14 protein-coding genes are annotated in these 13,497 nt (G+C 54.1%); 3 read left to right on the top strand and 11 right to left on the bottom strand.

The window, feature by feature from the left end; genetic code table 11:
- Positions 1–107: 107 nt before the first annotated feature.
- The 11 genes from QMG15_RS01810 to QMG15_RS01760 form a co-directional block, all read right to left on the bottom strand.
- A complete protein-coding gene (locus QMG15_RS01810) occupies positions 108–1,088 on the bottom strand; it encodes a DUF3025 domain-containing protein (RefSeq protein ID WP_348773321.1) in 981 nt (326 codons plus the stop codon).
- Complete coding sequence (gene pyrC / locus QMG15_RS01805; protein ID WP_281789218.1) at positions 1,073–2,104, bottom strand: dihydroorotase; 1,032 nt, start codon at positions 2,102–2,104, stop codon at positions 1,073–1,075. Before pyrC ends, QMG15_RS01810 begins: the two co-directional genes overlap by 16 nt.
- Positions 2,105–2,543: 439 nt before the next feature.
- Positions 2,544–3,281: an amino acid ABC transporter ATP-binding protein gene (locus tag QMG15_RS01800; protein ID WP_281789217.1), complete on the bottom strand. Its 738-nt coding sequence runs from the start codon at positions 3,279–3,281 to the stop codon at positions 2,544–2,546.
- Positions 3,282–3,325: 44 nt separating this feature from the next.
- Entirely contained in the window at positions 3,326–3,994 is a 669-nt protein-coding gene (locus QMG15_RS01795) for an amino acid ABC transporter permease (protein WP_199220219.1), read from the bottom strand.
- A 2-nt stretch (positions 3,995–3,996) separates the two neighbouring features.
- Positions 3,997–4,731: an amino acid ABC transporter permease gene (locus tag QMG15_RS01790; RefSeq protein ID WP_281789216.1), complete on the bottom strand. Its 735-nt coding sequence runs from the start codon at positions 4,729–4,731 to the stop codon at positions 3,997–3,999.
- 29 nt (positions 4,732–4,760) lie between these two features.
- A complete protein-coding gene (locus tag QMG15_RS01785; protein ID WP_281789215.1) occupies positions 4,761–5,660 on the bottom strand; it encodes an amino acid ABC transporter substrate-binding protein in 900 nt (299 codons plus the stop codon).
- A 95-nt stretch (positions 5,661–5,755) separates the two neighbouring features.
- Positions 5,756–6,460 (bottom strand): class II aldolase/adducin family protein, encoded by a 705-nt coding sequence (locus tag QMG15_RS01780; RefSeq protein WP_281789214.1) that lies wholly within the window; start codon positions 6,458–6,460, stop codon positions 5,756–5,758.
- A 10-nt stretch (positions 6,461–6,470) separates the two neighbouring features.
- A complete protein-coding gene (locus QMG15_RS01775; protein ID WP_281789213.1) occupies positions 6,471–7,442 on the bottom strand; it encodes a tripartite tricarboxylate transporter substrate binding protein in 972 nt (323 codons plus the stop codon).
- 21 nt (positions 7,443–7,463) lie between these two features.
- On the bottom strand, positions 7,464–8,456 hold the full coding sequence (locus QMG15_RS01770; RefSeq protein ID WP_108359800.1) for a 4,5-dihydroxyphthalate decarboxylase: 993 nt from the start codon (positions 8,454–8,456) through the stop codon (positions 7,464–7,466).
- Positions 8,457–8,459: 3 nt separating this feature from the next.
- The gene (locus tag QMG15_RS01765) at positions 8,460–9,452 is read right to left on the bottom strand and encodes a tripartite tricarboxylate transporter substrate binding protein (RefSeq protein WP_281789212.1); all 993 of its coding nucleotides are present in this window, start codon (positions 9,450–9,452) and stop codon (positions 8,460–8,462) included.
- Positions 9,453–9,473: 21 nt separating this feature from the next.
- Entirely contained in the window at positions 9,474–10,739 is a 1,266-nt protein-coding gene (locus QMG15_RS01760) for a Rieske 2Fe-2S domain-containing protein (RefSeq protein ID WP_281789211.1), read from the bottom strand.
- A 104-nt stretch (positions 10,740–10,843) separates the two neighbouring features.
- Between QMG15_RS01760 and QMG15_RS01755 the strand changes: the two genes are divergently transcribed.
- From QMG15_RS01755 to QMG15_RS01745, 3 genes are read left to right on the top strand one after another with little or no spacing between them, the layout of a single operon-like run.
- Complete coding sequence (locus QMG15_RS01755; RefSeq protein ID WP_281789210.1) at positions 10,844–11,797, top strand: PDR/VanB family oxidoreductase; 954 nt, start codon at positions 10,844–10,846, stop codon at positions 11,795–11,797.
- Positions 11,794–12,987 carry a Gfo/Idh/MocA family oxidoreductase gene (locus QMG15_RS01750; protein WP_281789209.1) on the top strand — a complete coding sequence of 398 codons (1,194 nt, stop codon included), beginning with the start codon at positions 11,794–11,796 and terminating at the stop codon, positions 12,985–12,987. The genes QMG15_RS01755 and QMG15_RS01750 overlap by 4 nt, the downstream gene beginning before the upstream one ends.
- A complete protein-coding gene (locus QMG15_RS01745; protein ID WP_281789208.1) occupies positions 12,988–13,476 on the top strand; it encodes a MarR family transcriptional regulator in 489 nt (162 codons plus the stop codon). It abuts the gene before it with no gap.
- Positions 13,477–13,497: the final 21 nt, after the last annotated feature.

Raw genomic sequence — 13,497 nt, 5'->3', positions numbered from 1 at the left:
TGAAAAAGTCCGCTGTTTCAAATGGTAGGGGCGAATGCGGCAGATTCAATGGAAGTGGATGAAAAATCCACACAGAAATTAGGCAAAGAGAGTGGGCGTTTTGGCAGCTACTTCGCCAGAAGTTTCATCTGCGGCGCAACCACCTCTCGCTTAGGGCGAAAGACGTTCACGTCTTCGTAATAAGCGCGATCTTGGTTGGCAGGCCACCAGCCTGGCACGCCCAAAACTGGCAGAGGCTCGTAGGGTTTGGTGGCGAGTTTGGCGGGCTGCAAGTCTTGCACCAGCCACGCATCCAGCGCAGCTTCATCGTGCGGGTTGACGTGGCTGTCCACACGATACACATGACCGGTGATGGACTTGTAGGGCGTGACGAGTTTCTCCAGCAAGGCGTGGCCGAAAAGCACGAGGTGTACCTGCTGCCATTGCTCACGCAAGTCCACAAACAGCCTCAGCCAATCGCGCGCTTGCAAGGCAGCCCATACGTCGTCGGGCGCGTGCATGAGCACCACGTTTTCATCGAACAGCGTGAGCGCATCGCGCACGGGACCGCGCGTGGCGCGAATGCCTTGGGTGTCGATCTCTGTGGCTTGCAGCTGATTCAAGCGGCGTTTGGCCAGCGGGAAGCGGTGCCAACACAGGCCGTTGAAGAAGTCATGCAGGCCATCGCGTGTGGGGACTTGCGCGGTTTTGAAAATGAAGTCTTCGTAGGCTTGACCTTCGGGCAAGGCTGATTGGGGGACGAACTTCACCTCGTTGGCATCGCCAAGTGCAAGGCCAGCACTGTTCGTGCTCACGCTCGCTTTGCTCGCAATATCACCCGAACCAGCGCTGACCTCACACTTGGCTGTATTCGATATCGCGTTGAGTGCTTCGGCCACGTTTTGCTGTTGTAGCGCTCGGTGTGCTATGGGCTCACCGAGTTCACGCCAAGGCGCGAACCACGGTTGAGACCAATCAATGCTTGCCAAAACATCACCACCAAACACGGCTGGCTGGCTCGCGTCAGCAGCTGCATTGCTGCAACGGGCCGTGTTGGGTGTGCGCGTTGCGGCTGAGGGGTTTGCGGGTTTCTTTAAACCACGCGCCAAGGCAAGGCCTCGCCAGAGCGCAAAGGTTTCAAATCAGCTTCGCCAAACGCAAAGCTCTCGGGCGGCGTCCAGCTTTCTTTACGCAGCGTGAGCGTGCCAGTGTTGCGTGGCAAACCGTAAAAGTCTGCGCCGTGGAAGCTGGCAAAGCCTTCGAGTTTGTCGAGCGCGCCCGCGTTGTCAAACGCTTCAGCGTACATGGGCATGGCCGCGTGGGCGGTGTAGCAACCGGCACAACCTGTGGCGTGTTCTTTGAGCTGAGCAGGGTGTGGCGCGCTGTCGGTGCCCAAGAAGAATTTGGGTGAGCCACTGGTGGCCGCTTTCACCAAAGCTTGGCGATGTGTCTCGCGCTTCAACACGGGCAAGCAGTAATAGTGTGGGCGAATGCCGCCGGTGAAGATGGCGTTGCGGTTGTACAGCAAGTGGTGCGCGGTGATGGTGGCGCCGGTGTACTTGTCGCTTGCGGCCACGTATTGCGCAGCTTCGGCGGTGGTGATGTGCTCGAACACGATTTTGAGTTCGGGAAAGTCTTTGCGCAGCGGAATGAGCTGGGTGTCGATGAACACGGCTTCGCGGTCAAACAAGTCGATGTCGGGGCTGGTGACTTCACCGTGCACCAACAACAACATGCCCGCCTTTTGCATGGCTTCGAGTGTTTTGTAGGTCTTGCGCATGTCCGTCACACCGGCATCGCTGTTGGTGGTGGCGCCTGCGGGGTAGAGCTTGGCGGCGACCACGCCTGCATCTTTGGCGCGGGCGATTTCGTCGGCGGGCAAGTTGTCGGTGAGGTAGAGCGTCATCAGAGGCTCGAAGCTGACACCTTGCGGCACAGCGGCCAAGATGCGCTGTTTGTACTCAAGCGCTTGCGCTGCCGTGGTGACGGGAGGCTTGAGGTTGGGCATGATGATGGCGCGGCCAAATTCGGCGGCGGTGTGGGGCACCACGGTGTTGAGTGCAGCGCCATCGCGCACGTGCAGGTGCCAGTCATCGGGTTTTGTGATGGTGATTTGTTGCGTCATGTCCTGATTGTCGCTTTTTTGTTTCTGGGCTCGCTGTGGGCAGAGGGCATGGGCAGGTTCCTCATGCTGGGGTACCAGAAATCGTCACCTGCCCATGCCCTCTACCCACAGACTGCGGCTTACAAAAGCTTGGTTTGGACTGTTGGTGCACACAAGTTGCCTCGACGATGACTGCCCTTGCGGTCCTACGCAATAAGCCAACGTAAAAACAATCGCCTGAAATGTTTCAACCAACACCAGTTGGGCGGCTTGGGTACGGCGGCTGACGATTTCTGGTACTCCAGCATGAGGAAGCCGCCGTGCCCAAGCCGCGCAACCCTCTCCGGCGTGAAAGCTTCACGAACACAAATAACAAGGCAAACAAAAAGGCGCCCCATAAAGAGACGCCTTTCGAACACAGACAAAGCCGAGTTAATTAGGATCTGACCCCAATTAGGTATCAGTGCGCCAAGATTTTGTTCAAGAACTCTTTGGTCCGTGGTTGACGGTTTTCTGGGTGGTTGAAGAACTCATCCTTCGAACAATCTTCCAACACCTTGCCGCCCACATCCATGAAGATCACGCGGCTGCCGACTTTGCGTGCAAAGCCCATTTCGTGGGTCACGCACATCATAGTCATGCCTTCGTTGGCTAGGTCCACCATCACGTCCAACACCTCGCCCACCATCTCGGGGTCAAGAGCAGAGGTGGGTTCATCAAACAACATCACGATCGGATCCATGCTCAAAGCACGGGCAATCGCCACGCGTTGTTGTTGACCTCCTGAGAGCTGGCCTGGGAACTTGTCTTTGTGCGCCATCAGGCCCACGCGCTCCAAGTATTTCAAACCGTGTGCGCGGGCTTCTTCTTCGCTGCGACCCAAGACCTTTTGCTGCGCAATGGTCAGGTTCTCGGTCACCGACAAATGGGGAAACAGCTCAAAGTGCTGGAACACCATGCCCACGCGGCTGCGCAGTTTGGGCAGGTTGGTGTCTTTGCCATGCACGGCGATGCCGTCTACAAAAATCTCGCCTTCTTGGAAAGGTTCCAAGGCATTGATGGTTTTGATGAGGGTGGATTTGCCCGAGCCTGAGGGGCCGCAAACCACCACCACCTCACCTTTTTTAATACTGGTGGAACAGTTGTTCAGTACCTGAACGGGGCCGTACCACTTGGAAACATTTTTTAATTCAATCACGATGAACTCCAGCTCGAATATTGAACGCGCATTCTTCGCGACGCTTAACGAATGATGGCAATGCGCGCTTGCAAGCGACGCACGAGGGCCGAGAGGCCAAAACAAATCACGAAGTACACCAAGGCGGCCAAGATGTACACCTCTTCCACGCGGCCATAAATCTTGCCTGCGGTGACGAAGCCCTTGAGCAAGTCATACGCACCGATGGCGTAGACCAGCGAGGTGTCTTGGAACAAGATGATGGTTTGCGTGAGCAACACAGGAATCATGTTGCGAAAGGCTTGCGGCAAAACAATCAGGCGCATGTTCTGGCTGTAGCTCATGCCCAAGGCTTGACCGGCCATCACCTGACCACGCGGAATGGACTGAATGCCCGCACGCATGATTTCGCTGAAGTACGCCGCTTCAAAAGCCACAAAGGTGATCGTGGCGGACAGCTCAGCCCCGATGGAACGGCCAATCAAAAACGGAATCAGCAAGAAGAACCACAGAATCACCATCACCAAGGGGATGGAGCGCATGCCGTTCACGTAGATGACAGCTGGCAGTTCCAGCACTTTGTTGCCCGACAAGCGCATGAGCGCGAGGATGGTGCCAAACACAATGCCGCCCACGGTGGCGATGATGGTCAGCTCAATGCTGAACAACATGCCCTTCAACACAAACTTATTGAAGATGTCCCATTCGACAAAAGAAAAATCGAGTGCGCTCATGCTCAGTGCCCCCCGCCGACATTCCCTGCAACCACAAGGCCAGGGATTTGCATGCGGCGCTCAACAAAGGCCATCACACGGTTCACAGCAAAGGCTGACACGGTGTACAGCGCCGTCACGGCCAAGTACACCTCAATGCCGCGCGAGGTTTCTTCTTGCACTTGCATGGCGTACATGGTGAGTTCGGCAATCGACACCGCAAAGGCCACCGATGAGTTTTTGAGTAAGTTCATCGACTCGCTGGTGAGCGGCGGCCAAATGGTGCGAAACGCAATGGGCAACAGCACATAGCGGTAGGTCTGCCAAGTGGTAAAGCCCATGGCCATGGCTGCATAGCGCTGGCCGCGTGGCATGGCTTGAATACCAGCGCGCAGCATCTCGGCCACGCGTGAGGACGTGAAGAAGCCTAGGCCCAACACCACCAACACAAACCCCGGCACTTGTTGCATGGCCGGAAAAATCTTGGGCAACACAAAGTACCAAAGAAAAATTTGGACCAACACGGGGATGTTGCGAAACAGCTCCACCCACGCGTTGGCGAATCTTGCTAACCAAACATTCAAACGCGTGTCTTGTGGCAAGGTGCGCAAGATGCCCATCAGGCACCCCGACGCAATAGCCACCACCCAAGCGCTGCCCGCTACAGAAAGCGTCCAGCCCCAGGCGTCAAACATCCACTCGAGGTAGGTTCGTCCCCCACCGTCGTCCTGAAGAAAAACCTGCCAATCGAGTGTCATGTACTTGCGCTTCTACGAATTATTTGAAATTACTTCTTGGCGTAGGCTTCGACAGGCTTGTCGTTCAAGTTTTTCCAAGCATCCTTGTTGGCATCGCTGGCAGGCATGCCGAGCTTGATGTTCTTTGGAGGAATCGCTTGTGTGAACCACTTGTCGTACAGCTTGGCGAGTTCGCCAGACTTGGCCAAACCGGCAATGGTGTCGTCAGCCAATTTCTTGAAAGCTGGGTCGTCCTTGCGGAACATGATGGCAATGGGTTCAACGTTCAACACTTCACCCACGATTTTGAAATCGGCTGGGGCTTTGGAGTTGGCGATGTTGCCAGCCAAAATTTGGCCGTCCATCACGAACGCATCAGCGCGGCCAGATTCGAGCAACAAGAAGCTGTCTGCGTGGTCTTTGCCGAACACTTCTTTGAAGTCAACGCCAGTCGCGCGCTCGTTCTTACGCAACAGTTGCACAGAGGTGGTACCGGTGGTGGTGGCCACGTTCTTGCCGTTCAACTGAGCGATCGAAGTGATGCCAGAGTTGGCGCGCACTGCGATGCGCACTTCTTCCACGTAGGTGGTGAATGCGAACGCCACTTGCTTTTGGCGAGCTTCGTTGTTGGTGGTCGAACCGCACTCGATGTCCACGGTGCCGTTCTCAACCAAAGGAATACGGTTTTGTGAAGTCACGGGCGTGTACTTCACTTCGAGTTTTTTGCCAGCTGCCTTTTCGACGTTGGCGATGATGCGTTGGCAAATCTCAACGTGGTAGCCCACATACTTGCCATCACCCAAGGTGTAAGACAACGCGCCTGAAGAGTCACGCACGCCCATGGTGATGGATCCTGCGGCTTTGACTTTGGCGAGGGTGTCATTGGCTTGCGCGAATGCGGTGCCAGCCAACAGGGCGGCAACAGCCAGGGTAACGAACTGCTTTTTCATGTGAAGCTCCAATTGAAGTAATGAATTTGAACTTTACATTCTAGAGACAGTTACCCTCGGGAAAGCCCTAGGCAAAAATACGTAGGGTTAAATTGCTAGCCCCTTTTTAGTGCGTTGCGTTTCCACATTTCCCAGGGACGGTCGAGGTGCAAATCATTCATGTCCGACGTGGCTTTCGCTTCAGCTTCTGTGAGGAAATTGATCTCACCCAAACGCGATGCTTCGCTTTGCAAACGCGCATTGCTCTCGGTATAGATGGCACGAAACACGGCCTGTTTGATGGCGTTACCCACCGTCACGCTGCCGTGCCCCCGCATGAGCGCCACATTCGATTGACCCAAGGCAGCGGCCAGGGATTCGCCCAGGGCTTGGTTGCTGATCAACAAATCTGTGCTCTCACCCGCGCTGTGGCGAATGTCGTACACAGGCGTCACCGCGCCCAAGAAACCACTCATGTGACAAATTGGGCGCAGCCGCGCACCTGTGACACCAAATGGAATCACAGCTGGCGAGTGGCTGTGCACGACAGACATCACATCAGGGCGGGCTTTGTAGATGGCGCTGTGAATGAAGCGCTCGACATAGGTGCGGCGACCTTGCGGGTCGTGCACGTTGCCGTCTAAATCAACTTCCACAATGTCTTGCGCTTCGACCAAAGCCGGTGCCATGCTGCGCGCAATGAAGAAGCGCTCGGGGTTATTGGGGTGACGCACGCTGATGTGGCCAAAGCCATCCAGCACGCCTTCGTTGACCAGGATGTGGTTGGCCAGCGCCAAGTCTTCTAAGAGTTGTGTTGTCATGGTGTTTTCGTTATTCGGCTTTGATGCCGGCATAGGCGGCGACGCGTGCCCAGCGCACCAATTCGGAGCGCATGAAGTCTGTGCCGCTTTCGGAGGAGGTGAAGAAAGGCTCAAAACCCAGCTTCTCAAACTTGGCTTTCATCTCGGGCGTGTTGCCGACTTGCACAAATGCCGCGTTGAGTTTTTTGACAATGGCTGGCGGTGTGCCTGCAGGGGCATACACCGCAAACCAGTTGGCCAAGTCCACGCCTTTGTAGCCTGACTCAGCCAACGAAGGCACGTTAGGCAAGTTGGGGTTGCGCTGCGAAGCAGCCATGGCCAACGCGCGGATGCGCCCTTGTTGGATATAGGGCAACGCGTTTTGCACAGGGCTGAACATGTAAGCCAGCTGACCACCCACCAAATCTGTCATCGCTTGGGATTGCCCTTTGTAGGGGATGTGATTGGTTTTGGTGCCAGCGAGTTGGTTGAAGAACTCCGCATGCAAGTGCTGTGGGCTACTCATGCCTGCCGTGCCGTAATTCAATTCGCCAGGATTGGCTTTGGCCAAGTCCACAAATTCGCGCAAGTTGTTCGCCTTGACCGAAGGGTGCACCACCAGCACCGATCCCGTTTGCCCGACCAAGGTGACGGTTTGCAAGTCTTTCAGCAAGTCATAAGGCAGCTTGCGATACACCGCCACATTGGTGGCAATGGTGCCCGGCGAAAGCAGCAAGGTGTAGCCATCGGGTTTGGCTTTGGTCACAGCTTCCACGCCGATGTTGCCGCCAGCGCCTAAGCGGTTTTCAATCACCACCGACTGCCCCAGTAGCTCACCGACTTTTTGCCCCAAGGTACGCGCCAACAAATCCGTGCCGCCCCCTGCGGCGACGGGCACGATGATTTGAATGGGTTTGTTTGGGTAGCTTTGCGCGAAACTGTTACCTAGCGAGCAAGCCAAACCCAACGCAACAGCAGCCATCCATTGAAAACACTTCTTCATGCTGACTCCTTATGAAAGAACTTAAATCTTGAACGCTTCAAGCGACTCGGGTGCAAACAACTCCGCCACATCCAACTGACGAGGCGACAAACCTTGTTCGTGGTGATAGCGGGTAAAGGTCTCCAAGGTTTTTCGGTTCTTCTCAAGACCGTAAGACCACCAGTCGTCACCAAATTCGCGTCGGGCATCTTCCACATGTGCCGTTAACCAAGGCAGCATCGCCTTGAGTGCAGCCGTTTCGTACAAGTCGTCATACGTGCGGCGCTGCGCTTCAATGAAAGCCTTGGTCAACGATTGTGCAATCCAACGGTTTGCTTCATACACCTCACGGCGAATCACCACCGTGTGCATGATCGGAAAAATGCCTGTTTCACGGTAATAAGCACGCTCGACATCGACATAGTTCTCAAACAAACGCTTGACCTTGCCATCGCCTTTGAGAAATGAAGATGGCATGCGCGCGGTGTAGAGCGCATCCAATTCACCATCGTGCAACATCTTTGACAAGGTTTGCGTGGGACCGATGGGGTTGACTTGAATATTCGGCGGCAACTGCAGCTTCATCTTTTCGATACGTCCCGACTCTTCTTCACCGCCAAATAAATAAGGCTGCGCGTCCACTGGCACACCGTAATGATCAGACAAGATGCCACGAATCCACACCGGCGCTGTCATTTGGTATTCGGGGCTAGCAATGCGTTTGCCAATCAAATCTTTCGGCTCATGGATGCCGCTGTTGGCATTCACATAAATGCAGGAGTGACGAAAGAAGCGGGATGGGAAAATAGGCAACGCGACAAACGGACGCTCGGGTTTGGACAGCGTGACGCAATAAGACGACAACGACATTTCTGCCACATCAAACTCTTGGAACCGAGCCATGCGAAAGAAGGTTTCTTCCACAGGCAAATTCAAATAGTTCAAGTCAATGCCATCGACAGGCACCGTGCCATCCATCAAGGCACGGGTGCGGTCGTAGTTCCAACACGCAAAGCTCAGTTTCAATCGACTCACACATTACTCCTGTTGTTTGATGCCTGCGGCATGGACGGCTTTGCCAAGGCGCTCGTTTTCGTCTGCAATAGCACGCGCATAGTCAGCTGCGCTACCGCCAATAGCCTCAATGCCAGCATTGCTCAAGATTTGAATGGTTTCGGGTTGCTTAGCGACAAACGCCATTTCAGCACTGATGCGGTCCATCGCTGCCTGTGGTGTTCCCGTGGAGGCCAACACACCGACAATAGGCGCGAAGTCAAAACCAGGAATCACTTCGGCAATGGTGGGGACGTTAGGTTCTTGAGCCGACCGCTTGCCTGAGTTACTGCCAACCAAGCGCACTTGACCCGACTTCACAAAGCCAGACAGGGATGGCAAGGCAGAAAACAACATGTCGACTTGACCACCAATCAACGCAGGTACGGATTGGCCAGTACCTTTGAATGGAATGTGTGTGATGTCCAGCGACAAAGCAGCTTTCATCGCTTCCATGCTCAGATGGTGCGTGCTGCCAATGCCAGAAGACCCATAAGTCAATGTGCCGGGCTTGGCTTTTGCTAACGCAATCAATTCACGCAAATTGTTGGCCGGTGTTTTGGGGTGAACGGCCAAATACAAAGGTGCTCGCGCGGCCAAAGAAACGGGAACAAAGTCACGCTTGTAGTCGTAGCTGATGGTCTTGTAGAGCGATGGATTGATAGAGAACATCGAACCATCAGTCACTAAAAAGGTGTAGCCATCCTTCGGCGATGTCGCCATGGCTTGTGCGGCCACGACACCATTCGCTCCAGGCTTGTTGTCAACGACAACGGGTTGACCTAAGCGGTCACCTAGGCGTTGCGCATAAATACGTGCCACGGTGTCAGGCAAACCACCTGCCGAGTACGGCACGATGAATTTGATGGATCGGGTTGGATACGTCTGTGCGAATGCAGCAGATCCAATACTCGCAGTCACCGCGGCCAACGCAACAGATTGCAATGCATGGCGACGAAAAATATTTTTTAAACTCATGGTTTGTCTCCTGATTTTTAACTAAACGGGTTTTGCAACGTGCTCGCGCCAATCCACGTCTTTAGGTACAACGGCTTGATACGAACACATCGTGCTTGGAATACGAAGCGGGCCAACCCCAATAGGAGGTTCGCCTTTCATGAAGCTTTGAACGGCCTCCAACATTTGTCGGCGAAATTCCACAATGGCTAAATCACTAGCGCCCAAACGGTCATGGGTACGGTCTGCAATGGGTCCCATCGTCACCCACATCGCCATGTCTTGATTAGGAATACCTGGAATGCCAGTGAAGTTGCCGGCCTTCATCGCTTGACGGTCTTGCATGAAGTCGTTCGCAACAGTGCGTACAGGCTTGAACTGCGCATCCACATCGACCCCTACTTGCGCGGACAAAAATTGGCGCCAAGTGGCTGTTTCAGGCGTGCTGGCGGGGTCACCCCAAGCAATGAAATGAAACGCTGTATGTGTATCGTCAATGGCCGTATTGATGTTGGCGACGTTGTACAAATTATTGGGAGGGATCAACGCCGACGCAGGCGCGACAAACACGGTCGAGCGTACATACTCATGCGTTGCCGCGTTATGGATTGGACGACGAATCGCTGCATACCGAAAACCATAGGCATCACGCTGAGTTTGCATGCGCGGCGCTTTATCCGTGGATGGGCGAAGCCAGTTTTTGTCTGTTGCTTTTGCACCATCCACGCGGGCAGGCACCATGTCCGAAGAGTGCAAGCTAGAGCTATGCGCCGAGTCAATTTGACCTTCCAAAATTTGTGCCCAGTTGCACGGAATGATGATTTTGGCAATCGACACACGAACATCTTCTGTTGGCGCCCAAGGTGGTGGCGTGAATTCAGTCATCGCGTCTGCGGGGCCCATGTAGGCCCACACAAAACCGCCCCATTCTTTGGTCGGGTAAGCGGTGTGCTTAACCTTATTGGCCATACCGCTGGCCACTGGCTCTGAACTCATCTCTGTGACGTTACCTGCCACGTCCATCTTCCAGCCGTGATACAGGCAACGCAATCCACAGTTTTCATTACGGCCATAAACCAAGGATGCGCGGCGATGCGGGCAATATTCGTCCATCACCCCCACACGTCCCTCGGTGTCACGAAACACCACCAAGTCCTCACCCAACACGCGGGCACGAATCGGTTTTCCATCAGGCTCACTGACTTCTTCCAGCAGACAAATGGCTTGCCAATGACGACGCATCAGCTGCCCCATGGGCGCCTTGCCTTCCACGCGGCACAACAGATCGTTTTCTTCCGGCGTCAACATAAATTTCCTTTTTGAGCTTGCAAAAATATAGTTAGATGACTAAGATTATTTGAATTCTTGATCTATGTCAACTCAACCTCTGTCACACAAAGCACAACCTGTATATGAGCGAACCCTTCACCTTCCTGCGTGTCACACGCAAACAATCAATTGCCACAGATATCACGTTGTTCGAGCTTGCGCACCCTGAAGGGCAAGAGCTGCCTGCATTCACAGCAGGCGCGCATATCACCGTACAGACCCCAATTGGGATGCGTCGGAGCTATTCGTTGTGCGGAGATCCAGAGCAAACTACGACATGGCAAATCGCTGTCAAACGAGATGCAAAAGGACGAGGAGGCTCACAAAGCATGGTGGACAACGTGCAGGCAGGTGACTTACTCCCAACCTTGCCGTGGGCCAACCTGTTTGAACTCAATGAAACTGCAGCGTCATACATCTTTGTGGCAGGTGGCATTGGTATCACACCCATCTTGTCGATGATGCGTCGCTTGCTCAGTCAGGGCCGTACCGATTTCAAGCTGTATTACTGCACGCGTGATGCCGCTGGCACAGCCTTTATGGATGAACTCCATGCACCTGAGCTGGCGGGAAAAGTCAAAGTTCACCACGACCATGGCGACCCTGCGAAAGCACTGGATCTGTGGCCTGTGTTTGAGCGACCCAGCAATGCGCATGTGTATTGCTGTGGTCCACAGGGACTGATGGACAGCGTGCGTGACATGACGGGACATTGGCCCAGTGAGCGTATCCACTTTGAGAGTTTTGGCGTGGCACAAACTGGTTTTGCTGAAAACAAAATCTTTGACGTGGTGCTACAAAAGTCAGGCACACGCATGACAGTACCTACCGAACAAAGTATTCTGGAGGTCTTGCGCGCATGTGGCCATGTCGTCTCCAGCTCTTGCGAAAGTGGTACGTGCGGTTCGTGCCGCACAGGGCTGATCGCAGGAGAAGCTGAGCACCGTGACATGGTCCTCAGACCTGACGAGCACACACATCAAATCATGGTTTGCGTTTCGCGTGCCAAATCTACAGAACTGGTGCTTGACTTATGACTTCATCGAAGCTTCGCCTCGGTGTCGCAGGTTTAGGTCGAGCGTTCACGTTGATGCTCCCAACGTTGGCCAACGACACTCGCATTCAGTTGGTGGCTGCCACAGATCCACAGCCCTTCGCCTGTGCACAGTTTGAACGTGACTTTGGTATCGCGTGTGACCCTAACTTTGAGGCTTTATGCGCCAACCCTAAAGTACAAGCCATTTACATCGCTACGCCACATCAACTGCATGCTGCGCAAGTAGAAATGGCGGCAGCGCATGGCAAACACGTCATGGTAGAAAAACCCATGGCACTCACCTTGGATGAATGCACGCGCATGATTGAAGCTACCGCACGCGCTGGTGTCGTCTTGATGGTGGGGCACAGCCATAGTTTCAACGCGCCAATCCTCAAAGCGCACCAACTCATTCAAAGTGGCGCATTTGGTCGTGTGCGAATGATCCATGCTTTAAATTACACCGATTTTCTATACCGACCTCGCCGACCAGAAGAGCTAGATACGCGAGCAGGTGGGGGCGTGATATTTAGCCAAGCAGCCCATCAAATTGACATCGTGCGCCTCCTTGGTGGAGGCTGCGTCAACAGCGTGATGGCGCACACGGGTGCATGGGATGCAGCGCGCCCCACGGAAGGTGCTTACAGCGCATTGCTCGGGTTTGAAGGCGGGGCATTTGCCAGTATGAGTTACAACGGCTATGGCCACTTTGACAGTGATCGCTGGATGGATGGCATTGGAGAATTAGGCCAAACCAAAAATTGGGCCGAGCATGGCATCGCTCGGAAACGTTTGATGAATGCAAGTACCGCTTCCGACGAAGCCACGCTGAAGGCATCACGAAACTATGGCGCTGCACAATGGTCGGGCAGTCTCGCGCTACCACCAAACGCACAGCACCAACATTTTGGTCCAATCATCGTCAGCTGTGACCATGCCGATTTGCGACCTACACCGCAAGGGGTGTGGATCGATGGCAACTTCGACGTCAAGCTCGACGCCTTAGAACCTCCCACCCTGCCACGCAGCGAAGTGATCGACGAGCTTTACAACGCCATTGTTGACAGCAAACCTGTACTGCATAGCGGCATCTGGGCACGTGCCACTACGGCTGTTAGTTTGGCGATTTTGGATTCAGCAGAAAGTGGTCAAATTCAAATTCCGACTCACCAAGTGCCACCGGCGTGTTGAATGAAGAAAAAAAAATTTGATGAAACGCGCAATATTTTGCGCCACTGGCAAGAAGATGTCCCCAACGACCGCCTTGCACATTTGGTACGTGATGCAGGACGCGCCTACACACGGGCCTTGCAGTTGCGCCTAGCCAAACACGGCGTACCGTTTGGGCACTGGACGTTTTTGCGAATTTTGTGGGAAACCGATGGGTTAACCCAGCGCGAACTCAGCGATCGCGCTGGTGTGATGGAGCCAACCACATTCGCTGCAATGAAAACCATGGAGGCCTTGGGTTACATCGAACGCCGTCAATTACCAGACAACCGAAAAAATATGTATGTGCATCTAACCTCAGCAGGGCGCGCTCTCAAGAAAAAATTAGTACCTCTTGCTGAGGAGACCAATCAGGTCAGCATTCAAGGCCTTAGTACGTCAGATATTCAAACCACACGCCGTGTGTTATTCGCTATTTTGAGTAATCTGGCACAAGACGAGTCGAATTAAACGATTGACGCGCTCGTCGAT

The sequence above is a fragment of the Limnohabitans sp. INBF002 genome (assembly GCF_027924905.1).
Lineage (GTDB): Bacteria > Pseudomonadota > Gammaproteobacteria > Burkholderiales > Burkholderiaceae_C > Limnohabitans.
The sequence above is the reverse complement of the archived record's forward strand: the minus strand, read 5'-3'. Positions and strand labels throughout refer to the sequence as shown.

Bases quoted from the DNA above. Each gene is read 5' to 3' on its own strand.
- QMG15_RS01750 (WP_281789209.1), top strand. From the start codon at position 11,794: ATGACTTCATCGAAGCTTCGCCTCGGTGTCGCAGGTTTAGGTCGAGCG.
- QMG15_RS01755 (WP_281789210.1), top strand. From the start codon at position 10,844: ATGAGCGAACCCTTCACCTTCCTGCGTGTCACACGCAAACAATCAATT.
- QMG15_RS01775 (WP_281789213.1), bottom strand. From the start codon at position 7,442: ATGAAGAAGTGTTTTCAATGGATGGCTGCTGTTGCGTTGGGTTTGGCT.
- QMG15_RS01795 (WP_199220219.1), bottom strand. From the start codon at position 3,994: ATGAGCGCACTCGATTTTTCTTTTGTCGAATGGGACATCTTCAATAAG.
- QMG15_RS01760 (WP_281789211.1), bottom strand. From the start codon at position 10,739: ATGTTGACGCCGGAAGAAAACGATCTGTTGTGCCGCGTGGAAGGCAAG.
- QMG15_RS01765 (WP_281789212.1), bottom strand. From the start codon at position 9,452: ATGAGTTTAAAAAATATTTTTCGTCGCCATGCATTGCAATCTGTTGCG.
- QMG15_RS01780 (WP_281789214.1), bottom strand. From the start codon at position 6,460: ATGACAACACAACTCTTAGAAGACTTGGCGCTGGCCAACCACATCCTG.
- pyrC (WP_281789218.1), bottom strand. From the start codon at position 2,104: ATGACGCAACAAATCACCATCACAAAACCCGATGACTGGCACCTGCAC.
- QMG15_RS01785 (WP_281789215.1), bottom strand. From the start codon at position 5,660: ATGAAAAAGCAGTTCGTTACCCTGGCTGTTGCCGCCCTGTTGGCTGGC.
- QMG15_RS01790 (WP_281789216.1), bottom strand. From the start codon at position 4,731: ATGACACTCGATTGGCAGGTTTTTCTTCAGGACGACGGTGGGGGACGA.
- QMG15_RS01745 (WP_281789208.1), top strand. From the start codon at position 12,988: ATGAAGAAAAAAAAATTTGATGAAACGCGCAATATTTTGCGCCACTGG.